This window comes from Nonomuraea sp. NPDC049625, assembly GCF_040675285.1.
Classification (GTDB): Bacteria; Actinomycetota; Actinomycetes; order Streptosporangiales; family Streptosporangiaceae; genus Nonomuraea; species Nonomuraea angiospora_A.
The window spans coordinates 673,323-693,449 of sequence record NZ_JBFAOQ010000003.1 but is presented as its reverse complement, the minus strand read 5'-3'; the positions used below and the strand labels follow the sequence as shown (position 1 = coordinate 693,449).

18 protein-coding genes and 1 pseudogene are annotated in these 20,127 nt (G+C 71.6%); 8 read left to right on the top strand and 11 right to left on the bottom strand.

Annotated elements, in window-relative coordinates:
- The first annotated feature begins 11 nt into the window (after positions 1-11).
- Positions 12-1,520 carry a glycerol kinase GlpK gene (gene glpK, locus AB0J87_RS16710; protein WP_363966046.1) on the top strand — a complete coding sequence of 503 codons (1,509 nt, stop codon included), beginning with the start codon at positions 12-14 and terminating at the stop codon, positions 1,518-1,520.
- Here glpK and AB0J87_RS16705 read toward each other — a convergent pair.
- Genes AB0J87_RS16705 through AB0J87_RS16695 form a run of 3 tightly spaced genes read right to left on the bottom strand, consistent with a single transcriptional unit; the run spans position 1,517 to position 5,427 of the window.
- Positions 1,517-2,368, bottom strand: coding sequence for an ABC transporter permease subunit (locus AB0J87_RS16705; protein ID WP_192786611.1), 852 nt, complete (start codon positions 2,366-2,368; stop codon positions 1,517-1,519). The two genes, glpK and AB0J87_RS16705, sit on opposite strands and share 4 nt — an antisense overlap.
- Complete coding sequence (locus tag AB0J87_RS16700) at positions 2,365-4,959, bottom strand: CocE/NonD family hydrolase (protein ID WP_363966043.1); 2,595 nt, start codon at positions 4,957-4,959, stop codon at positions 2,365-2,367. Before AB0J87_RS16700 ends, AB0J87_RS16705 begins: the two co-directional genes overlap by 4 nt.
- 60 nt (positions 4,960-5,019) lie before the next feature.
- Positions 5,020-5,427, bottom strand: a complete 408-nt coding sequence (locus AB0J87_RS16695) for a PaaI family thioesterase (protein WP_363966041.1) — start codon at positions 5,425-5,427, stop codon at positions 5,020-5,022.
- A gap of 43 nt (positions 5,428-5,470) precedes the next feature.
- Between AB0J87_RS16695 and AB0J87_RS16690 the strand changes: the two are divergent.
- From AB0J87_RS16690 to AB0J87_RS16680, 3 genes and pseudogenes are all read left to right on the top strand, one after another.
- A pseudogene (locus AB0J87_RS16690) lies at positions 5,471-5,689 on the top strand (cytochrome P450); the annotation flags it as partial.
- Positions 5,690-5,750: 61 nt separating this feature from the next.
- Positions 5,751-6,545 (top strand): class I SAM-dependent methyltransferase, encoded by a 795-nt coding sequence (locus AB0J87_RS16685; RefSeq protein WP_363966040.1) that lies wholly within the window; start codon positions 5,751-5,753, stop codon positions 6,543-6,545.
- A 68-nt stretch (positions 6,546-6,613) separates the two neighbouring features.
- Positions 6,614-7,804: a hypothetical protein gene (locus AB0J87_RS16680; protein WP_363966038.1), complete on the top strand. Its 1,191-nt coding sequence runs from the start codon at positions 6,614-6,616 to the stop codon at positions 7,802-7,804.
- Here the strand turns inward: AB0J87_RS16680 and AB0J87_RS16675 are convergent.
- Positions 7,762-8,793, bottom strand: a complete 1,032-nt coding sequence (locus AB0J87_RS16675; RefSeq protein ID WP_363966036.1) for a CopD family protein — start codon at positions 8,791-8,793, stop codon at positions 7,762-7,764. The genes AB0J87_RS16680 and AB0J87_RS16675 overlap by 43 nt on opposite strands.
- Positions 8,790-9,419, bottom strand: coding sequence for a copper resistance CopC family protein (locus AB0J87_RS16670; RefSeq protein WP_363966034.1), 630 nt, complete (start codon positions 9,417-9,419; stop codon positions 8,790-8,792). Before AB0J87_RS16670 ends, AB0J87_RS16675 begins: the two co-directional genes overlap by 4 nt.
- Before the next feature lie 51 nt (positions 9,420-9,470).
- On the opposite strand from AB0J87_RS16670, the gene AB0J87_RS16665 reads away from it, so the two are divergent.
- Positions 9,471-10,235 carry a methyltransferase domain-containing protein gene (locus AB0J87_RS16665; RefSeq protein ID WP_363966032.1) on the top strand — a complete coding sequence of 255 codons (765 nt, stop codon included), beginning with the start codon at positions 9,471-9,473 and terminating at the stop codon, positions 10,233-10,235.
- Here AB0J87_RS16665 and AB0J87_RS16660 read toward each other — a convergent pair.
- From AB0J87_RS16660 to AB0J87_RS16650, 3 genes are all read right to left on the bottom strand, one after another.
- A complete protein-coding gene (locus tag AB0J87_RS16660; RefSeq protein ID WP_363966030.1) occupies positions 10,232-11,191 on the bottom strand; it encodes a diiron oxygenase in 960 nt (319 codons plus the stop codon). The two genes, AB0J87_RS16665 and AB0J87_RS16660, sit on opposite strands and share 4 nt — an antisense overlap.
- 63 nt (positions 11,192-11,254) lie before the next feature.
- Positions 11,255-11,854 carry a TetR family transcriptional regulator C-terminal domain-containing protein gene (locus AB0J87_RS16655; protein WP_363966028.1) on the bottom strand — a complete coding sequence of 200 codons (600 nt, stop codon included), beginning with the start codon at positions 11,852-11,854 and terminating at the stop codon, positions 11,255-11,257.
- Positions 11,855-11,936: 82 nt separating this feature from the next.
- Positions 11,937-13,274, bottom strand: a complete 1,338-nt coding sequence (locus AB0J87_RS16650) for a HAMP domain-containing sensor histidine kinase (protein ID WP_363966026.1) — start codon at positions 13,272-13,274, stop codon at positions 11,937-11,939.
- A 159-nt stretch (positions 13,275-13,433) separates the two neighbouring features.
- On the opposite strand from AB0J87_RS16650, the gene AB0J87_RS16645 reads away from it, so the two are divergent.
- From AB0J87_RS16645 to AB0J87_RS16635, 3 genes are read left to right on the top strand one after another with little or no spacing between them, the layout of a single operon-like run.
- Complete coding sequence (locus AB0J87_RS16645) at positions 13,434-14,600, top strand: acyl-CoA dehydrogenase family protein (RefSeq protein WP_355194287.1); 1,167 nt, start codon at positions 13,434-13,436, stop codon at positions 14,598-14,600.
- On the top strand, positions 14,597-15,613 hold the full coding sequence (locus tag AB0J87_RS16640) for an acyl-CoA dehydrogenase family protein (RefSeq protein ID WP_363966024.1): 1,017 nt from the start codon (positions 14,597-14,599) through the stop codon (positions 15,611-15,613). Before AB0J87_RS16645 ends, AB0J87_RS16640 begins: the two co-directional genes overlap by 4 nt.
- Positions 15,614-17,101, top strand: a complete 1,488-nt coding sequence (locus AB0J87_RS16635) for an AMP-binding protein (protein ID WP_363966022.1) — start codon at positions 15,614-15,616, stop codon at positions 17,099-17,101.
- Here AB0J87_RS16635 and AB0J87_RS16630 read toward each other — a convergent pair.
- Genes AB0J87_RS16630 through AB0J87_RS16620 form a run of 3 tightly spaced genes read right to left on the bottom strand, consistent with a single transcriptional unit; the run spans position 17,083 to position 20,119 of the window.
- Positions 17,083-18,204, bottom strand: coding sequence for a C45 family peptidase (locus AB0J87_RS16630; protein ID WP_363966020.1), 1,122 nt, complete (start codon positions 18,202-18,204; stop codon positions 17,083-17,085). The two genes, AB0J87_RS16635 and AB0J87_RS16630, sit on opposite strands and share 19 nt — an antisense overlap.
- Before the next feature lie 35 nt (positions 18,205-18,239).
- The gene (locus AB0J87_RS16625) at positions 18,240-19,208 is read right to left on the bottom strand and encodes a YafY family protein (RefSeq protein WP_363966018.1); all 969 of its coding nucleotides are present in this window, start codon (positions 19,206-19,208) and stop codon (positions 18,240-18,242) included.
- 17 nt (positions 19,209-19,225) lie between these two features.
- Positions 19,226-20,119 (bottom strand): NADP-dependent oxidoreductase, encoded by an 894-nt coding sequence (locus AB0J87_RS16620; RefSeq protein ID WP_363966616.1) that lies wholly within the window; start codon positions 20,117-20,119, stop codon positions 19,226-19,228.
- Positions 20,120-20,127: the final 8 nt, after the last annotated feature.

Below are 20,127 nucleotides of genomic sequence, written 5' to 3'. Positions count from 1 at the left end.
AGGAGAAAGACATGCCCGAGTTCGTGGGAGCCGTCGACCAGGGCACCACCAGCACCCGATTCATGCTCTTCGATCATGACGGCGCCGAGGTCGCCAAATACCAGCTCGAACACGAGCAGATCCTGCCGAAGGCGGGCTGGGTCGAGCACAACCCGATAGAGATCTGGACCGTGACGGCGGCCGTGATCCAGACGACGATCCAGCGTGCCGGGCTGCACGCCAAGGATCTGGCGGCCTTGGGCGTCACGAACCAGCGCGAGACCACGGTCGTCTGGAACCGGCGGACCGGCCGCCCGTACTACAACGCGATCGTGTGGCAGGACACCCGTACCGACCGGATCGCCGCCGCGCTGGAGCGGGACGGGCGCGGGGAGGTCATCCGCGACAGGACGGGCCTGCGGCCGGAGGCGTACTTCTCCGGCGGCAAGATCCAGTGGATCCTGGAGAACGTGGAGGGCGTCCGCGCGGACGCGGAGCGGGGCGAGGCCGTCTTCGGCAACACCGACACCTGGACCCTGTGGAACCTCACCGGCGGCGTCAAGGGCGGCGTGCACATCACCGACGTGACCAACGCCAGCCGGACGATGCTGATGGACCTGGAGACGCTCGACTGGGACGACGAGCTGCTGTCGTTCTTCGGGATTCCGCGCCGGATGCTGCCCGAGATCCGGCCGTCGGCCGACCCCGCGATGTACGGGACCACGCTCCCGTACGGGCCGCTCGGCGGGGAGGTGCCGATCAGCGCGATCCTGGGGGACCAGCAGGCGGCCACCGTCGGCCAGGTCTGCTTCGCGCCCGGCGAGGCCAAGAACACCTACGGCACCGGCAACTTCCTGCTGCTCAACACCGGCACCGACCGCGTGCGCTCGCGCAGCGGGCTGCTCACCACGCCGGCCTACAAGTTCGGGGACCAGCCGGCCGTGTTCGCGCTGGAGGGGTCCATCGCGGTGACCGGCTCGGCGGTGCAGTGGCTGCGCGACCAGCTCCACGTCATCACCTCCGCGGAGCAGAGCGAGGCCCTGGCCCGGCAGGTGGAGGACTCCGGGGGGATGTACTTCGTGCCGGCGTTCTCCGGGCTGTTCGCCCCCTACTGGCGCGCCGACGCCCGCGGCGTGATCGTCGGCCTGTCGCGCTTCAACACCGACGCCCACCTCGCCAGGGCCGCTCTGGAGGCGATCTGCTACCAGAGCCGCGACGTCGTGGAGGCGATGCAGCAGGACTCCGGGGTGGTCCTGGACGTGCTCAAGGTGGACGGCGGCATCACCATGAACGACCTGTGCATGCAGCTCCAGTCCGACATCCTCGGCGTCCCGGTCAGCCGCCCGGTCGTGTCGGAGACCACCGCGCTCGGGGCCGCGTACGCCGCCGGGCTCGCCTCCGGATACTGGAAGGACATCTCGGAGCTGCGGGCGCACTGGGCGGAGGACCGCCGCTGGGAGCCCCGGTGGAGCGAGGAGCGGCGGGAGGAGGCGTACGCGGGCTGGAAGAAGGCCGTGACCAGGTCGTTCGACTGGGTCTAGCTCACGACGTCCTTGCGCCGGAAGCGCCGGAACGCGAGCGCGATCAGGAGGGCCGCGTACGTGACCGACACCGACGCCCCCTTGGCCATGCCGCTCCAGTCCAGCTCCGGCATCAGCGCGTCGAGCCAGGCGTTGTTCCAGAACGTGGGCAGGAACTCGCGCAGCGAGCCCAGCGCCTCCACCGCCTGCAGGATGTTGCAGACGATCCAGAGCCCGACCGCCCCGCCGACCGCGCCGAGCGGGGAGTCGGTCATGGTGGAGACGAGGAACGCGAGCGCGGCCACCACCAGCTGGCTGACCAGCGCGTACCCGATCACGATGCCGAAGCGCGGCAGCACGTCCAGGGCCGGGATCGTCTCGCCCGTGCCGGGCACCTGGATGTCGTTCCAGCCGAACGCCAGCGTGCCCGCGAGCAGCGCCATCAGCGGCAGGCAGATCACCGCCGCCGCCGAGTAGCCCAGCGCCACGATCAGCTTCTGGCGCAGCAGCCGGTCGCGGGGGACCGGCGCGGCCAGCAAGTAGCGCAGCGACGACCAGTTGGCCTCGCTGGCGACAGTGTCGCCGCAGAACAGCGCGACCGCCACCACCAGCAGGAAGCTGGCCGACACCGACAGGGCGAAGGCGGCGAAGTTCAGGCCGCTCGCCGTCGCCAGGTCCGAGATGCGCAGCGACGACTGCCCCTGCCCGCTCGGCTGCGGCCCGAACTGGAACGCGATCACCAGGATCCACGGCAGCGCCAGCAGCAGCCCGAACATGACCAGCGTGCGCCGCCGCTTGAACTGCCTGACGATCTCCACGCGCAGCGGCAGCGTGCGACGGGGCGCGTAGCCCGGCGCGGCGACGGTCATGACTTGTCTCCGATGAGGTCGAGGAACACGTCTTCCAGGCGCGGCCCGTGCCCGTTGGAGGGGACGGTGGCCGAGGTGAGCAGCAGCGACACCGGCCCGGCCGAGACCAGGCGGCCCCGGTGCATGACCACGACGTGGCTGCAGGTCTGCTCGACCTCGGCCAGCATGTGGCTGGAGACGATCACGGTACGGCCGTCCTGCGCGTAGCGCTTGAGCACCTCGCGCATCTCCCGGATCTGGGGCGGGTCGAGACCGTTCGTGGGCTCGTCGAGCACCAGCAGGTCAGGAAGCCCGAGCATGGCCTGGGCGATGGCGAGCCGCTGGCGCATGCCCTGCGAGTAGGTGCGGACGGCCCGGTCCAGGGCCTTGCCCAGGCCGGCGATCTCCAGCGCCTCGTCGAAGTGCGCGTCGGCGGCGGGCCGCCCGGTGGCGGCCCAGTACAGCTCGATGTTGTCCCGCCCGGACAGGTGCGGCAGGAACCCCGGCCCCTCGACGAACGACCCGAGCCTGGACAGCACGGGAGCCCCGGGCGTGACGCGGTCACCGAAGATCCGGATCTCGCCGCCGTCCGGCTGGATGAGGCCCATCATCATGCGCATCGTGGTCGTCTTGCCCGCGCCGTTCGGCCCGAGCAGGCCCAGGACCTGGCCCCGCTCGACGCGGAACGACAGCCCGTCCACGGCCAGCTCGCCGTTCCGGTACGCCTTGGTCAGCCCGCTGATCTCCAGCGGCACGTCCTTGTCGCCGGCCCCGTCCTGCCGCTCACCGCTGTCCGGGGCGCCGGGTGCGGTCCGGCGGCGGGACGGGACGCGCCCCGTCGCCAGCAGCACGGCGGCGACGACCACGGCGGCCAGCGGCATCGCCCACACCCACCACGCCACCCCGGTCGGCGGAGCGGCGAGCGTGCGCACCGTCGGCACGGCGAGCGCGGGGGAGGCCAGGGACACCTGGTACGAGGCGGGCTCGGCGGCGGTGGCGAAGCCCATGTCCGTCGTGGTCAGGACCAGCCGGAGCCGGTGGCCCGCGGCGAAGCGGTAATCCACGGCGGGCAGGGTGACGGTGACCTCCGCGCTGCCCGCGCCCTCCGGGATCGTCACCCGGACCGGCGCCACCAGCCCGGCGGGCAGGGCGGGCGGCTGGGTGCCGTCGGCCACGTCGTACAGCTTGGCGAACAGCGTCGCCTCGCCCTTGCCCGACACCTTGACCCTGACCGTGGAACTGCCGGTGAGCTGGAGCGGGGCGGTGAGCGGACGGGACTCGAACGCGGCGCTCTGGCCCGGCATGTCGATGGACACGCCGGTGCCGGCCTGGCTGCCGCCCAGCAGGCCGCCGATGCCGGGCACCGTCGAGATGGAGGCGGGCGCGCCGCCGGGCGGGTTGACGATGTTCTGGGCGGGGCCGTTCAGCTGGACCGTGGTGGTGTCGGTGCCGGTCAGGCCGGGGTAGGAGGCGGCCTCCGGGTGCAGGCGGATGCGCTGGCGGGTGCCGGGGTCGCGTCCGCCGTCGCGCGTCACCGTGAACGCGCTCACCGCCGGGGCGGACTCGTCACCCTTCAGGTAGCGGGCGAACCAGGCCGTGGACTGCTCGAACACCCAGTCCGCCTCGCCGTTGCCGCCGTCGTGCCCGCCGTCGAACCAGGCCAGGCTCACCGGCGTGCCGGCGGCGGCGATCGCCTTGGCGTTGGCGTCGGCGTGGCCGAGCGGGAAGAGCGAATCGCGCTGGCCCTGGATGAGCAGGGTCGGCGCCTTGATCTGGCCGGCCACGGTGATCGGGCTCGACTTGCGCAGCAGGGCGACGGCCTCCGGCGTGGCCTTGCCGTCCTTGGCGACCTGCTGGTAGACGTCGCAGATCGCGGGCAGGAACCTGCCGCACCGCGCCTGCTCGGGCGTCAGCGGGCCGGCCGCTGCCTGCCGCTCGCCCCGCCCCGCGAAGCTGTCCAGCGAGACGCCCTGGCCGAAGAAGATGCCGGCCCACATGCGCTTGAAGACCCCGTGCGCGGCGTCCTGGCCGATGGCGGCGGGACCGGCGCCCTGCGCGGCGGCGTTGGGGAAGAGCGCGTCGGCCAGGTCGGCCCAGGTGATCTGGGGGACGATGGCGTCCACACGGTGGTCGTAGGCGGCCGTCATCAGGGAGATGGCGCCGCCGTACGAGCCGCCCGCGATGCCCACGCGCGGGTCGTTCGCCGCGTCGAGCTGGACCTCCGGCCGCTTGGCCAGCCAGTCGATCAGCTGCTTGACGTCCTTGACCTCGTAGTCGGGCGAGTTGAGCGCGATCTCGCCGGTCGAGCGCCCGAACCCGCGCGCCGACCAGGTCAGCACGGCGTAGCCCTGCTGGGCGATCCGGACGGCCTGGTCCCGCACGCTCTGCTTGCTGCCGCCGAAGCCGTGCCCGATCAGTACGGCTGGAGCCTTCCCGCCGTCGGGCGGCGGGAAGAAGGTCGTATCGAGCTCCACCCGTTGGTCGTCGCCGGGTCCGTCGACGACGCTGATTGTCTGGTCCTGGCCCCGCACCCCAGGAGCCGACGGCCACACGAGCCACGTCGTCACCCCGATGAGGGCGAGCGCCGCTACCAGCGCGGCCACACGCTTCATGACGGTGAGCCTACTTTCCGCACCTGAGAGATCCCTGAGATCAAGGCCTGAGCTGCGGGATCAGGCCAGGATGGCGTAGACGGTCGTCGCGTGGGCGGCGGTCTCGGCGCTGCCCGCGGCCATGAGGGTGACGTCGGAGAAGGCCAGGGTGCGGCCCAGTTTCGTGATGCGGACGTCGATCAGGACGTCCTTGCCCATCACCGGCCGCTGGAACGTCGTCGACTGCTGCACCGTGGTCATCGGCACGAACCCGCCGCGCGCCGAGGCGATGGCGATGACGGTGGCGGTGTCGGCTGCCGCCATCATCGCCTGGCCGCACAGCCCGCCGCCCTCCCGGGCCAGGTCGTCGGACCACGGGAGCCGTACGACGGCGTGGCGCTCGCCCACCTCCTCCACGCGCAACCCGAGCCGCTGGATCCAGGGGGCGAAGTATTCCTGGAGGATCGCCTCTGCGTCTGCTGGAGTCACGCGCTCATGATGCCCGCCGGAGCGCCGCGCCGACCCCGACCGCTTCGACATCGCCCGCACCCCGAACGACCACGTCAGCTTCGGGTTCGGACCCCACGTCTGCCTCGGCGCCCACCTGGCCCGCGCGCAGTTCCGCTCGGTGTTCACGGAGCTGCTGCGCGAGTGGGACGTCGAGCCGGCGGGCAGCCCGCGACGGCTGACGTCCAACTTCCAGAACGGCCTCAAGCACCTCCCGGTACGGCTGACGAGAAGGCGCCCCTGACCGGCCCCGGCCCACCGAAAACCAGCGGCGCCGCGATCAAGGGCTCGCCTACGCTGCCCCCATGGACTATGTGGACGTCAACAGGGCCAACTGGGACGGACGGGTCCCCATCCACGTCGCCAGCGACTTCTACGACGTCGAGGGCTTCAAGGCGGGCCGGAGCCCGCTGCGGTCGTTCGAACGGGACGAGGTCGGCGACGTGACCGGCCGCCGCCTGCTGCACCTGCAGTGCCACTTCGGCCTGGACACCCTGTCCTGGGCCAGGCTCGGCGCCGAGGTGACCGGCCTCGATTTCTCCGCGGCCGCCATCGAGCAGGCCCGGGCCATCGCCGCCGAATGCGGCATCCCGGCGGAGTTCGTCACCGCCGACGTCTACGACGCGGTCGAGGCGCTCGGCGGGGCCACGTACGACATCGTCTACACCGGCCTCGGCGCGCTGGTGTGGCTGGCCGACCTCGAGAACTGGGCGCGGACGGTCGCCGCGCTGCTCGAGCCGGGCGGATTCCTCTATCTCGCCGAATTCCATCCGTTCGCCAACACCATGGACGACGAGACGGGCACCACCGTCACCACCGACTACTTCGACCGAGGCCCCCACGTCTGGGAGTACCCGCACACCTACACCGGCAGCGAAATCCTGGAGCACCAGACCTCCGTGCAGTTCCAGCACGGCCTCGGCGAGGTCGTCAGCGCGATCGCGGCGGCGGGCCTGCGGGTCGAGTTCCTGCGCGAGCACGACCGCACGTACTTCCGCCGCTTCGGCACGCTGGTCGACTGCCAGGAGGGCTTCCGGCTCCCGGAGGGTGCCCCCAGGATCCCGCTCCTGTACTCCCTGCGGGCCTCGGCGGTAGTCTGACCTGCCAAGACATTGCCTGGCATTACCCCAGCAACAGCTCAACGCAGGGAACCGTAAGATTCACTCCCGTGAAGTCTCCAGCATCTCTCAAGAGGGCCGCCGAGTGGGCCCTGCCGTACTGGACCAGGGGCCAGGCGGGGCGTGAGACGCCGCAGGATCTGTTCAGGGTGCTCTATTTCGGCTGGCTGGTGGCGTTCACGCTCAAGCTGCTCGGCTCGGCGTGGGACGTTTCATGGCACTTCAAGTGGCTGCGGGACGACCTCGCCCCGCCCCACCTGCTCAACTCCGCCGGCACGGCCATCGCCGTCGCGCTGACCATCATCCATGGTTACACCGGCTACGGCGTGGACAAGGCGGCGCTGCGGCTGATCCAGTGGGGCACCGGGATCTTCCTGGTCGCGGTCCCGCTCGACCTGATCAACCACCGGGTCAACGGGCTCGACATCACCTCGTGGAGCCCGTCGCACATCATGCTCTATCTTGGAACGTTTTTCATGATCGCGGGCGTGCTCCGCGGCTGGTTCATGGGCGCCGGAGCTCGGCCGCCGGGGCGGGAGCGGACCGTCGTGCTGGGCGCGTTCTTCGCGTTCTTCCTGGAGAACGTGCACTTCCCCGAGCAGCACCAGGAGTACGGCATCCTGTCGATCGGCGCCTGGGACAACCACGCGACCTACGCCGAGCAGATCCTGCTCCAGTTCGCGGCCGACCAGATGGGGCGGCCGGTGGACCGGCCGATGATGGTCGCGTTCTCGCTGCCCGTCCCCGACTTCCTCTATCCGGTCTACGCGGTGGTCGTCGGCCTGTCGGTGCTGGTCGTGGCCAGGCTGCTGATCGGCAGGTTCGGGGCCGCGACGCTGGTGGCGGGCGCCTACGTGGGGGTCCGCACGCTGCTCTGGCCGCTGCTGACGTTCACCGGGTTCCCGCCGTCGGCGGTGCCGTTCTTCCTGGTCGTGGCGGGGCTGGTGGTGGACCTCGCGTTCCTGGTGCGCATGCCGTACGTACGGGCCGTGCTCGGGAGCGTCGGCGTCACGGCCGCGGCCTACGGCGCGCTGGTGGCGCAGAGCGCGATCATGGGCGGCGCGTACAGCGCGATCAAGGGCCAGAAGGGGCTGCTCGGAGCGCCTCCACTGGCCACGTCGTCGGCCGTCTGGGCGGGGCTCGGCCTGCTGGTCGTCTGGCTGGCGGTCGAGTGGCTGGCCGCCAGGCGGCGCGGGTCTCAGCCGATCGAGGCCCGGGTGATCGCCACCGCCACGCCGTAGGCCAGCCCCATCACGCCCACCTCGGCCGCCGCCCAGCCCACCAGGGCGGTGGCCCGGCCTGCGCGGATGGCAGGCATCAGGCGGAAGCGGATGTGGGCGGCCAGCGGCACCAGCGCCGCCACCAGGACCGTCTTGATCACCACCAGCACGCCGTAGTGGCTGGTCAGCAGGGCGCCGGGCAGCGTCACGCCGGGGGTGAGGGCCATCGTGCCGAGCCCGTTGACCAGCCCTGACAGCCCGACCAGGAGCAGGCACACCGTGGCGATCCTGGAGAACCTGGGCAGCACCACGGCCAGCAGTTCCCGGTGCGGCGCCACGAACACGGCCGTGGCCGCCAGCCCGCCCGCCCACGCCGCAGCGCCCATCACGTGGATCTCCATCGAGACCATGATGGGGTCGTGCCAGACCGAGTTGACGGCGTGCCCGGTGACGGGGATGGGCAGCAGCCCGAACAGCGCCACGATCACCCGCAGCTCGGCCGGCACCTTCTCGCCGAACCGCACCGCCATGAGCCCGATGCCGGCCGCCGCCAGCGCGCACGCCGCGCTGAACAGCAGCCCCTGACCGGTGCCGACGGTCTCGACGTAGCCGGCGATCATCCCGAACGTGGGCACGCTGCCGGGATTGAGCTCGGCCGTCTGGAACACGATGGTGAGCAGCGCGCAGATCGCCCACGCCCAGGCGGCCAGCACGGCCAGCGGCCGCACCCTGAGCATGACGGGCTCGGTCCGCTCGGGGGCATCGAACCCGAGCAGCTTGGGCAGCAGGCTCAGCCCGACCACGGCCACGGCGGCCAGGTCGAGCAGCACCCGCACGACGGGCAGCCCGAAGGACACCAGCGGGCCGGGCATGGGGATGCCGGGGACGGCCTCCTGGGCGGTGAACGTGCTCGCCGCCACCGCGGCGACGACCGCGCAGACGCCGAACGCCCCGGCCACCAGCCGGCCGCCGACCCGCTGCCGGGGGAGGGGAGGCGCGGTGACGGTCATGCCCGGGCCTCTTCGCCGGCGGCATCGTGCCCGGCATCCGGCTGGGCCTCTCCGGCGGAGCCCGGGGCGGGCGCGGCCGGGCGGGGGCGGCGCAGCGCCACCGCCGTGCCGGCGGCGAGCAGCAGCAGCGCGCCCACGATCCACACCACGGCCATGCCCGCGCCGCCGTTGGCGGCCGCCTCGGCGGCCTGCGCACTCGCGTCCTGCGGCGCCTGCCCGGTGGCGCCCTGGCTCGCGTTCTGGGCCGGGCCACCGGTCCCGGTCCCGGCCGCGAGCGTGAAGGTGATCTTTCCGGTGACCGGGTGGCCGTCGGCCGACAGGATCCGGTAGCCCACCGTGTACGCGCCCCCGGACGGCAGCGGCTTGACGCGTACCGACACCCGCTCCGCGGCGACCTCCGCGGACCCGTCCGCCCACGAGGACCCGTCCGGGCCCGTCACGCCCACCTGCGCGTAGCCCTGCCGCACCGCCTGGTCGAACACCAGCGTCACCCGCGCGGGCGCGGCCGGCAACGTGGCACCGTCCTTGGGGTCGCTGCTGAGAAGCACGTTGTGCGCCTGTGCCGCGGGAGGGGCGATCCCGGCGGCGGCGAAGGCGAGCAGCAGGACCGTGAGTAGCCGCCTCAAAGATCAAAACCTTCCAGCAACGACGAAACGAACCCGTATATGGTCCCATCCATGACAGACCTGTTTGCCGGCACGGCCCCCTACTACGCGAAGTACCGGCCCGACCACGGGGATCAGGCGATCGAGCACCTGGCGAGGACGTTCGGCCCGGACGGCACCGTGCTCGACCTCGGCTGCGGTCCCGGCACGGTGGCGATCCCGCTGGCGCCCGCCGTGCGCGAGATCCTGGCCGTCGATCCCGACGAGGAGATGCTGGAGACGGGCAGAGGGCTGGCGGCGGAGGTGCGGAACATCCGGTGGCTGCGCGGCGACTCGACGAGGCTGCGCGAGCTCCCGGCGTTCGACCACATCGTCATGGGCAGGTCGTTCCACTGGATGGACCGCCGCGCGGTGCTGGCCGACCTGGACGAGCTGCTGCCGCCCGGCGGGGTCGTGGCCCTCCTCGGCCCGGGCCGCGAGCCCCAGGAGGAGCCCTGGGAGGCGACGATGCGCCGGGTGCGCGAGGAGTTCGACGCGAACACGTTCACGGCCACCGGCTCCTTCCAGGTCAGCGGCGAGCACCCCCACGACGTGCTGGTCACCACGCCGTTCAGCGACCTGGAGTCCGCCACGTACGAGCACCGCCTGACGTACGACGTGGACGCCGTGATCGGCCTGCAGCTGTCCTACTCCTACAGCTCCCCGGCCCGCCTCGGCGACCGGCTGGAGCCGTTCAAGGAGGCGGCCAGGAAGGCGCTGCTCGACCTCGACCCCTCGGGGACATGGGAGCACACCGAGGTCACCGAGGTGCTGATCGCCCGGCGGCCGACCGGCTAGATGCCCATCGCCCGCCAGATCCGCCGGGTGACCGGGTTGATCAGGCCGATCTCCGTGCACAGCTCCCGCGTCCTGCCCACCGAGTCGCGGATCTCCTGCTTGGCGGCGGGATTGCGCAGGTAGATGTCGGCGACCACGTGGGCCGGGATGCGGAAGCGCCGGATCATCGGCCCCGGGGGCGCCAGCATGATCCGGGCCATCACGCCCAGGATGACGGGGGAGATGACCCCCAGCAGGAGCCGCCGGTACGCGGGCATCCGGGGCACCCGGTTGCGCAGGTAGTGCCGGGCGAAGGAGATGTGCCTGGCCTCCTCCGCGATGTGGATCCGCATGATCGTCTCTTCCAGCGGATGATGCGCCCGCTCGTCCTTCAGCACCTTGCGCTGCACGTGGTCGATCGGGTCCTCGCCGCCGAGCACGAACACGAAGAACAGCTCCGTCGAGATCAGCGGGATCCACGGCGCCACCTGAGCGATCAGCGACAGCGGCCCGGGCATCCCGCGGATCGGTAAGCCGGTGCGGTTCACGAACTCCTGGAACATCATCCCGTGATGTCCCTCTTCGATGGTCTCGTGGTAGACGTACCGGAACTCCGGTGACCCGTTCGGCAGCCGGTAGGCGTAGTTGAGCAGCCCGCGCTTGAGCAGGTTCTCGAACTGCAGCCCGACCTTCATCGCGGTGGCCACCCGCCACAGCCCGATCGCCGCCCGCACCTCGGGCGGGCGGCTGCGGTACCACGGGTGTCCGCCCAGTTTGTCGACCTCCGGCAGCTCCCAGCGGGGGTCTGCCGGATCCACGGCGAACTCCAGGTCATCCCACGGGATGTCCCGGTACGGCTCCCAGCGCTTGTCGACCGACGCCTTCGAGAGCCGTTCGATGACCGCTCGGTAGGCGCTCCTGCTGGCGACCTGCTCGTCGCGTTCGCGGGCGGCGGCAGAGCTCGGTGCGGATGCCATCACGTGCTCCTCTCCTCGCCGCTAATTGTACGGAGCATCCAATAGCGTCGGAAGAGGGGAGGGTCACAGGGTTTCCGCAGAGAGCCCGAGCTCGGCCGCGGCGGCCGTACGGATCAGCGTGTTCACCTTGCGCCTGGTCAGCACCTTGGGATGCGCGTGCGTCTGGATCGCGAGCCCGTCCACGAGCGCGAGAATCCGCCACGTGGATGCGTCGGGGTCGTCGCACTTGAACTCGCCGCACGACACGCCCGCCTCGATGATCGCGCGCATGACCAGCCGGCCCCGGGAGTCGAGGCGGCGCGAGATCTCCTCCAGTTCCTGGTTGCGCATTGCCTCGGACCACGCGTCGATCCACAGCCGCCATCCCTCGGTGGGGACCGCCGGGGAGGAGAGCCTGAGCAGGGTGCGCAGCCGTTCGAGCGGCGTGCCCTTGGACTCCTCGATGTGTTCGAGCGAGTGGAGATGCTGGCGGGCGGCGTAGGTGAAGGCCTGCGCGAACAGCCGATCCTTGGTCTCGAAGTGGTAGAACAGCAGCGCCTGACTCACCCCGGCGGCCCTGGCGATGTCAATGGTCCGGGTATGCCCGAACCCGCGCTCCGCGATGACCTCGCAGGCCGTCTTCAGCAAATCCTCGCGCCGTAATCGGCTGAACCCTGAAGTCACAGCGAGTAACTCACCTCCGATGCATAGTAATCGTGTGCGCCCAGAGATCCATCAAGGGGCGGAAAATTTCTCATACCCACATTCACTCCTTTCGTATCGGCAATCGCAGCACGAAGCGCGCGCCGATGTCGGAGTCCTCGATCGTGAGGGTGCCGTTGTGGGCCTGGGCGATCTCGCGGGCGATGGGCAGGCCCAGTCCGGTGCCGCCGGCGTCGCGGCTGCGCGAGGCGTCCAGCCGGGTGAACCGCCTGAAGACCACCTCGCGCTGGTCCGGCGCGATGCCCGCGCCGTCGTCGAGCACTTCGAGCAGGGCCTGCTCGTTCCGGCGCAGGGTCACGATGATCGTGCTCTCGGCGTGCCGTTCGGCGTTGTCCAGCAGGTTCGTCAGGAGGCGGGCCAGCTTGAGCCGGTTGCCCGTGACGACCACGCCGGGCTGCAGCGCGGTGACGATCTTCTTCGACCGCGGCCTGGTGGTCTCGGCGGCGACCAGCTCGGCCAGGTCGACGGACTCGAGCCGCGACGGGGCGCCCGCTTCGAGCTTGGCCAGCGTCAGCAGGTCGCCGACGATGTTCTGCAGCCGGTCGAGGCTGGCCATCAGCTTGCCGCCGGTCTCGCACCAGTCGGTCTCCTCGGGTGCGAGCATCGCCGCCTCGAGCTCGGCGCGCATGGCGGTGATCGGGCTGCGCAGATCGTGCGAGGCGTCGGAGGCGAACCGGCGCTGCTGCTCCATCGCGGCCTCCAGCCGGGCGAGCATGAAGTTGGCGGCATCCGCGAGCGCCTTGATCTCCTCGGCCTTCTCCGGCACGGGCACGCGCATGATCTCGTCGCCGTAGTTGATGTCGGTCAGCCGCCGGGTGATCTGGTTCACCGGCGCGAGCGTCCTGGCCACCACCTTGGACACGCCGAACCAGGTGATCGCGACCAGCAGCACGGTCAGCACGATCAGCGCGGCGATCACGGAGGGGTGGATGTACCAGGGCACCGTGGAGTCGTAGGCGTAGACGAACCAGTCGCCGGCCTCGTCGTAGACCCGGACGGCGGCCGTGATGTGGCACTCGTCGCCGAGCTCGGGCAGCTCGCACAGCAGGTCGGTGCGGCTGGGGCTGTTCGGGTCGGGCACCACGGCGGTCAGGCGCGGCTTGCCCTCCAGGTTCGGCGTCGAGGCCACCACGCGACCGGTCGCGTCGATGACCTGGATGCCCTTCAGATCGAAGTTGGTCAGGGAGCGCCGGTGATCGCGCTGGATGTCGTGGCCCACGTGCAGCGCCGCGGTGGTCACCTCCCTCGTGCGGATGTCGACGGCGGTGTTGTGCCCCACCCACAGGAAGAACGAGCCCGCCGCCAGGCACAGCAGTGCCATGGCGACGCTGGCGAACAGCGCCAGGCGCGCGCGAATGGACCGGCCCAGCCGTTCGATCACACCCAATCCCCCCGTGACCAGATGATCACAGTACGTGCCCCTGCATCCAATTAGCGGAGATTCAGTGACAAATCACGCTAAAAGACCTGCAGAACAGTGCTCTATGCGGCATCCGGTCGCCTGACTAGAGTAAGTGAGCACTGATGCCAAGGAGTCGATGTGAACCTTGCTGACTATCGGCGGTCCGCCAGGACCTGGCTGCAGGAAAATGTCCCGGCGGACGACCGGCCCGGGGGAGACCCGATCGCCCGGGCCAAGGAATTCATGGCCAAGCTCCACGACGCCGGCTACTCCGGCATCACGTGGCCGCGGCAGTGGGGCGGCCAGGGGCTGACGCAGGCGGAGGAGCGCGCGTTCGCCGCCGAGGCCCGCGGTTTCACCCTCCCCACGTACGTCTTCTCGATCGGCCTCGGCATGACCGGGCCCACGCTGGTCGACCGGGGCACCGACGCCCAGCGCGAGCGGTTCGTCCGGCCGCTGCTGCGCGGCGAGGAGATCTGGTGCCAGCTCTTCTCCGAGCCGGGCGCGGGCAGCGACGTGGCCAGCCTGCAGACGAGGGCCGAGCGCGACGGCGACCACTGGATCGTCAACGGCCAGAAGGTGTGGACCTCGGTCGCCCACCACGCCGACTGGGGCCTGCTGCTGGCCCGCACCGACGTGGAGGTGCCCAAGCACAAGGGGCTGACCATGTTCGTGGTGGACATGCGCCACCCCGGGGTCACGGTCAGGCCGTTGAAGGACATGACCGGCAGGTCCAACTTCAACGAGATCTTCTTCGACGACGTCCCCATCCCCGACGAGCACCGCGTCGGCGAGGTCAACGACGGCTGGAGCGTGGCCGTCACGACCCTGCTGCACGAGCGGCTGTCGATCTCGGCGGGCGTCGGAATGAGCGGCCAGAAGGAGGACCCGACCTCGCTGGAGGCGCTGCGCCGGGTGGTCGACACCGGCGACCCGCTGGTCCGCGACGAGCTGGTCGAGCTGCACATCCGCAGCCGCGCCCTGGCGCTGTTCAACCAGCGGCTGGCCCAGGAGACCGAGGCGGGGATCTTCCCCGGCGCCCGGGGCAGCGCCGCCAAGCTGCTGCTGGCCGAGCTGACCATGTTCCAGGCCGACCTGGCCACGCGGCTCGCCGGCCCGGAGGCCGTCCTGGGCGACTCCCCGCTCGCGCAGGCGATCTCGATGGCCCCGGCCATGTCGCTGGGCGGCGGCACCAACGAGATCATGCGTAACATCGTGGGCGACCGCGTGCTCAACCTGCCGCCGGAGCCCCGGATGGACAAGACCGTGCCGTTCAAGGACCTGAAGGTGGGGACGCAGGGGTGAAGCTCGTACTCGATGAGGAGCAGCGGCAGCTGCGCGAGGCCGTACGCGCCTTCCTGGGCGCCGCCTCGCCGCTGTCCAAGGCGCGGCAGGGCCACGACCCGCAGGTGTACGCCAGGCTCAACGGCGAGTTGGGCCTGGCGGGCCTGATCATTCCGGAGGAGTACGGCGGCGCGGGCGCGGGCCTGGCCGAGCTGGCGGTCGCGCTGGAGGAGACGGGCGCGGCCCTGCTGCCCGGGCCGTTCCTGGCCACCGCGTTCGCCACGATCGCCCTGACCCGCACCCCCGACAAGGAGCTGCTCGCCGCCGTCGCGGAGGGCCGCACCACGGCCACGCTCGCCCAGGCCCCCGTCGACCTCGACGGCGGGGCCGTGCGCGGCACGCTGACGCAGGTGCTCAGCGGCATGGAGGCCGACGTGCTGGTGGCGCCCGCGCGCGGCGGCGACGGCGAGCTCCTGGTCGCCGTCGAGCTGGCCGGGCCCGGCGTCACCAGGACCCCGCTGGAGACGCTCGACCTGACACGCGGCCAGGCGCGGGTGGTCCTGGAAGGCGCGCCCGCCCGCGTGCTGGGGCCGGCGCCGGAGGTCGGCGACCGCCTGTGCGTGGCGCTGGCGGCCGAGCAGCTCGGCGTGATGCGGGCGGCGCTGGACGCCATCGTGGCCTACGCCAAGATCCGCGTCACCTTCGGCCGGTACATCGGCTCCTACCAGGGCGTCAAGCACAAGCTGGCCGACATGCACTGCAAGCTCGAACAGGCCGAGTCCATCGTCAGGTACGCCGCCTGGACCGCCGACGAGTCGCCGGAGGAACTGCCCGGCGCCGCCGCCCTCGCCCAGGCGTACGTCGGCCGCGCCTGCTTCGAGGTGGCCCGCGACCACCTGCTGCTCTACGGCGGCATCGGCTTCACCTGGGAGCACGACGCGCATCTGTTCTACAAACGGGCCAAGGCGGACGAGGTGCTGCTCGGCCCGCCCCGCATCCACCGCGCCCGCCTGGCTCAACTGCTGGAGCTCTAAATGGACGTCAGCCAGCTGCCCGGCTTCTACGCCATCGCCGCCGCCGACCCGGACCGCCTCGCGGTGATCGACGCCGACGGCACGAGGACGTCCTACGGCGAGCTGCTCGCCCGGGTCAACCAGGTGTCGCACGGTCTCAGGGCCCGCGGGCTCGGCACCGGCGACGTGGTGGCGGGCGTGCTGCCCAACGGCATCGACGCCATCGTCATGGTCATGGCGACCGCGCAGATCGGGCTCTACTACGTGCCGATCAACTGGCACCTGACGGCGTCCGAGGTGGCATACATCCTGGCCGACTGCGACGCCAAGGTCGTGGTCACCGGGCCTGACCACGCCGTACCCGGCGGGGAGATCGGCACGGCGGGGCTGGCCGAAGGGCAGCCCTCCGACGCGCCCGGCGAGCGGACGTCCGGGGCGGTCATGTGGTACACCTCCGGCACCACCGGCTTCCCCAAGGGCGTGCAGCGGCCGCTGCCGGGCGTCGCGCCCGAGCAGATGGTGCCCGCCTACCAGTGGTTCCTCGGCGAGGTCGTGGACCTCAGGCCGGGCGACGACGTCCATCTGGTGACCTCGCCGATGTACCACTCGGCGCCGTGCGCGCACACCCAGTTCGCGCTGCACCTCGGGCACACCGTGGTCGTCGCCCCGAAGTTCGAGCCGGTGACGATCCTGGAGCTCGTCGAGCGATACCGGGTCACCAACGCGATGATGGTGCCGACCATGTTCCACCGCATGCTGCAGCTGCCGGAGGAAGTCAGGGGCAAGTACGACGTGTCGAGCCTGCGCCAGGTCATCCACACCGCCGCCGCCTGCCCCGTCGCGGTCAAGCAGCAGATCATGGACTGGTGGGGGCCGGTGCTGTACGAGTACTACGGCTCCACCGAGTCGACGATCGCGTTCGCGGTCAAGCCGCACGACTGGCTGGCCAGGCCCGGCACGGTGGGGCGGCCGGTGCCCACGTTCGAGGCCAAGATCGTGGACGAGGACGGCGCCGAGCTGCCGGCCGGCGAGCCCGGCCTGATCTACGTCAAGTCGGCCATGGGCACGTTCGAGTACCGCAAGGACCCGGCGAAGACGGCCGCCAGCATGTTGGGGGAGTGGTACTCGCCGGGCGACATCGGCTACCTGGACGAGGACGGCTACCTGTTCCTGTGCGACCGGCGGACCGACCTGATCGTCTCCGGCGGGGTCAACATCTACCCCGCCGAGATCGAGGCCGCCCTGCTCGAGCACCCGGCGGTGGCGGACGTGGCCGTCATCGGGGTGCCGGACGAGGAGTGGGGCCACCACGTGGTGGCCCTCGTCCAGCCCGCCGAAGGGGTCACGCCCGGCCCCGGACTCACCGCCGAGCTGCTGGAGCACTGCGGGCCGCGCATCGCCAGGTTCAAGCACCCGAAGGAGATCGAATACCGCTCCCTGCTGCCGCGCACGCCCACGGGCAAGCTGTCGCGCTCCAAGGTGCGCGAGGACTACCTGTCGGAGGGGTGAAAGACCAGCTCCTCGCTGTAGGTCCGGCCGTCTCCCAGGTAGAAGCGGGCCGACAGGGTGCGGTCGGCGGTGTCGAAGACGGTCGTCCACAACGTGCGGAACGGCAGGGCCGGGTCCTCGGACTGCCGGACCGCGCGCAGGTGGTCGCGCAGCTCCCGCGGTGACACGGCGGCGCCCTTGCTGCCTTCGTACAGCGTGCGCAGCCGCTCGTAGGTCCTGAAGCTGCCCGGGGTGTCCTCGGGCAGGTTCATCGGATCGGGGTGGCGGTGCAGCAGGTGGTTGGTGACGCAGAGCGGGCCGTCGCCGAGCTGGACGATGTGCTCGCTGCCGTCCCTGCCGCGCTCCCACACGAACGCCTGCCCGTGGGCGTCGGCCACCAGGTAGTGCAGGGAGGTGCCGTGGTCGTACTGCTTGGCGCCCAGGAGCGCCTGCTTGGCCTGCTCCACGTTCTCGCAGGTGTCGACCAGGAACCTGGGCAGCTGCACGCTCCCCACCCCGACCTGCGGCGCGACGTGCTCCGGCGGCGCGGCGTGCTCGAAGTCGGCCACCAGCAGCACGACCGCCAGGCCGGCCGAGTTGATGCCGTCCATGCAGCCGTCGAGGTCCGACATGGTGATCACGGTGGAGGCCAGCCCCTCGTCGGGCACCGTCGTGATCACGTAGGGCCGCGAGGCCATCGGCAGCTCGCCCGGCCTGGGCGCGGTGCCCATCACCTCGCTGCTGGTCATCGGGAAGAAGTCGTAGTTGCGGCCCACCCGGCCGTGGCCGTCCGCGGCGGCCGACGGCGGGATCCACAGGGCCGAGCAGCCGGTGCCCTCGGGGACGTAGTTCAGCCCGTCGAGGGCCAGATCGTCCTGGTCGGGGTCGAGGCCGAGGACCGCCGCCGCGCCGTCCATGCGGGCGTGGTGCTGCGGCCAGTGCCGCTCGAACCACGTCCTGCGGGCCCGGTTCACCGCCGGGTCGGCCGGTATGGGGGCCCAGCCCAGCCGGCGGGCCTCCTCGGTGAGCGCCCTGCCGATCTCGAACTGGCTGCCCGTGAGCGTGAGGTGGTGCACGAGCTGGAAATCGTCCTTGCCGCCCGCCACCCGCGTCATGTTCTTCATGCCGCCGAGCCTGGGGCCGCCCGCTGACCGGAGCCCTACCGTTCGCTGACCGCCCGCCGGTAGCGCTCGGAGAGCCTCAGCACGGCCTCGGCCAGCTCGGGCGGGTCGAGCACCTCGAAGTCCACGCCCATCAACCCGATCCACCTGGCCATGCTGTCCGGGTCGTCGCCGCCCAGCCTGACCAGGCAGGTGGCCTCGTCCACCGGCTCCACCTCCAGCCCCAGCGGCAGGCGGGGCAGCCGGTCGGCCGGGGCGTGCGCCAGCACCGTGCCCCGGTGGCGCCACGTCGCCGTGTTGACGCCCTTCTCCACGTACGCCGCCACGTCGCCGCCCTCCGGCGGCTCGCGCGGGGTGAACCTGGGCCCGGCCGGGGTGCGCGGGCGCACCCGGTCCACCCGGAACGTGCGCCAGCCCTGCCGCTCGACGTCGTACCCCACGAGGTACCAGCGGCCGCGCCGGTGCGCCAGGCGGAGCGGCTCCACGTTCCGCACCGCCGTCGCGCCGTCGTGGCCGGTGTAGTCGAAGCGCAGCCGCTCGTGGTCGCGGGCCGCGTTCGCGATCGTGGTCAGCACCTCGGGGGGTACGGCGGGCCCGTCGCCCGGTACTTGCCCCGGTATTTGCACGGTGTAGGTGTTGAGCGCGTTCACCCGGCGGCGCAGCCGGGACGGGAGCACCTGCTCCAGCTTGGCCAGGGCCCGCACGGAGGTCTCCTCGATGCCCTCGACGCCGCCCCCGGCCGCCCGGCCGAGCCCGACCGCCACCGCGACGGCCTCCTCGTCGTCGAGCAGCAGCGGCGGCAGCGAGGCCCCGGCGCCCAGCCGGTAGCCGCCCGCGACCCCGGGCGTGGCGTGCACGGGGTAGCCGAGCGTGCGCAGGCGCTCGACGTCGTTGCGGATCGTCCTGGTGGATACCCCGAGCCGGGACGACAACTCGGGGCCGGTCCAGTCACGGCGCGCTTGGAGCAGGGACAGGAGCTTCAGCAGGCGGGCCGAGGTTTCCAGCATGAGACCAGTGTGCCGCGCTATCGCGGCAAGGTCCCTTCCGTGTTCACCACGATCTTGCCCAGGAAGTGGCCGTCCTCGCTGAGCCGGTGCGCGTCGGCGATCCGCTCCAGGGGGAACGCCTCCGCGATGGGGATCCGGACGTTCTGGTGGTCCACCGGCCCCTTCGCGCCGCCGGACGAGAAGCGCACGCCGAGCTCGGCCGCGCCGGCCCGGTCGGCGATGGTGATCACGTTGGCGGGGTCGCCGGCCAGCTTCACCGACAGCTCCAGCTCGCCTCTGCCGGAGGCGTCCAGCACCCGGTCGACGGGGCCGGGCAGGCGCTCCTCCAGGCCCTCGCCGTACGTGACCGGGTGGACGCCGAGGCCGCGCAGGAAGGCGTGGTGGCGCTCGCCGGCCGTCCCGACGACGCGGGCGCCCGCGGCGAGGGCGAGCTGTGCGGCGGCCAGCCCGACGCCGCCCGCGACCGCGTGGATCAGCAGCGTCTGGCCCTTTTCCAGGCCCAGCCCGCCCAGCGCGCGCCGGGCCGTCTCGACGGCGACGGGCAGCGCGGCGGCCTCCTCGTACGTCAGATCGTCCGGCTTGGCCGCCAGCAGGCCCGCGTCCGCGATCGCGTGCGTGGCGGCGGCACCTCCCTCGACCTGACCGAACACGGGGTCACCCAGCCGCCACCCGGTCACCCCGGGGCCGAGGGCGTCGATCGTCCCGGCCAGTTCGAGCCCGGTGCCCTGAGGCTCGCCGAGGGGCGCGCCCATGAGGCCGCGGCGGATTTTCCAGTCGATGGGGTTGACCCCGGCCGCCCTGACCGCGATCCGCAGCTGTCCCGGGCCGGGCTGGGGGAGCGGGATCTCCTCCAGCGCCAGCACCTCCGGACCGCCGTGGGCGCGGTAGCGGACGGCCTGGGCGGTGACCAGCAGGACCG

Excerpts from the sequence above, each read along its gene's own strand:
- AB0J87_RS16625 (WP_363966018.1), bottom strand. The coding sequence starts at position 19,208 with ATGCTGGAAACCTCGGCCCGCCTGCTGAAGCTCCTGTCCCTGCTCCAA.
- AB0J87_RS16675 (WP_363966036.1), bottom strand. The coding sequence starts at position 8,793 with ATGACCGTCACCGCGCCTCCCCTCCCCCGGCAGCGGGTCGGCGGCCGG.
- AB0J87_RS16700 (WP_363966043.1), bottom strand. The coding sequence starts at position 4,959 with ATGAAGCGTGTGGCCGCGCTGGTAGCGGCGCTCGCCCTCATCGGGGTG.
- AB0J87_RS16630 (WP_363966020.1), bottom strand. The coding sequence starts at position 18,204 with ATGAAGAACATGACGCGGGTGGCGGGCGGCAAGGACGATTTCCAGCTC.
- AB0J87_RS16635 (WP_363966022.1), top strand. The coding sequence starts at position 15,614 with ATGGACGTCAGCCAGCTGCCCGGCTTCTACGCCATCGCCGCCGCCGAC.
- AB0J87_RS16685 (WP_363966040.1), top strand. The coding sequence starts at position 5,751 with ATGGACTATGTGGACGTCAACAGGGCCAACTGGGACGGACGGGTCCCC.
- AB0J87_RS16665 (WP_363966032.1), top strand. The coding sequence starts at position 9,471 with ATGACAGACCTGTTTGCCGGCACGGCCCCCTACTACGCGAAGTACCGG.
- AB0J87_RS16705 (WP_192786611.1), bottom strand. The coding sequence starts at position 2,368 with ATGACCGTCGCCGCGCCGGGCTACGCGCCCCGTCGCACGCTGCCGCTG.
- glpK (WP_363966046.1), top strand. The coding sequence starts at position 12 with ATGCCCGAGTTCGTGGGAGCCGTCGACCAGGGCACCACCAGCACCCGA.
- AB0J87_RS16660 (WP_363966030.1), bottom strand. The coding sequence starts at position 11,191 with ATGGCATCCGCACCGAGCTCTGCCGCCGCCCGCGAACGCGACGAGCAG.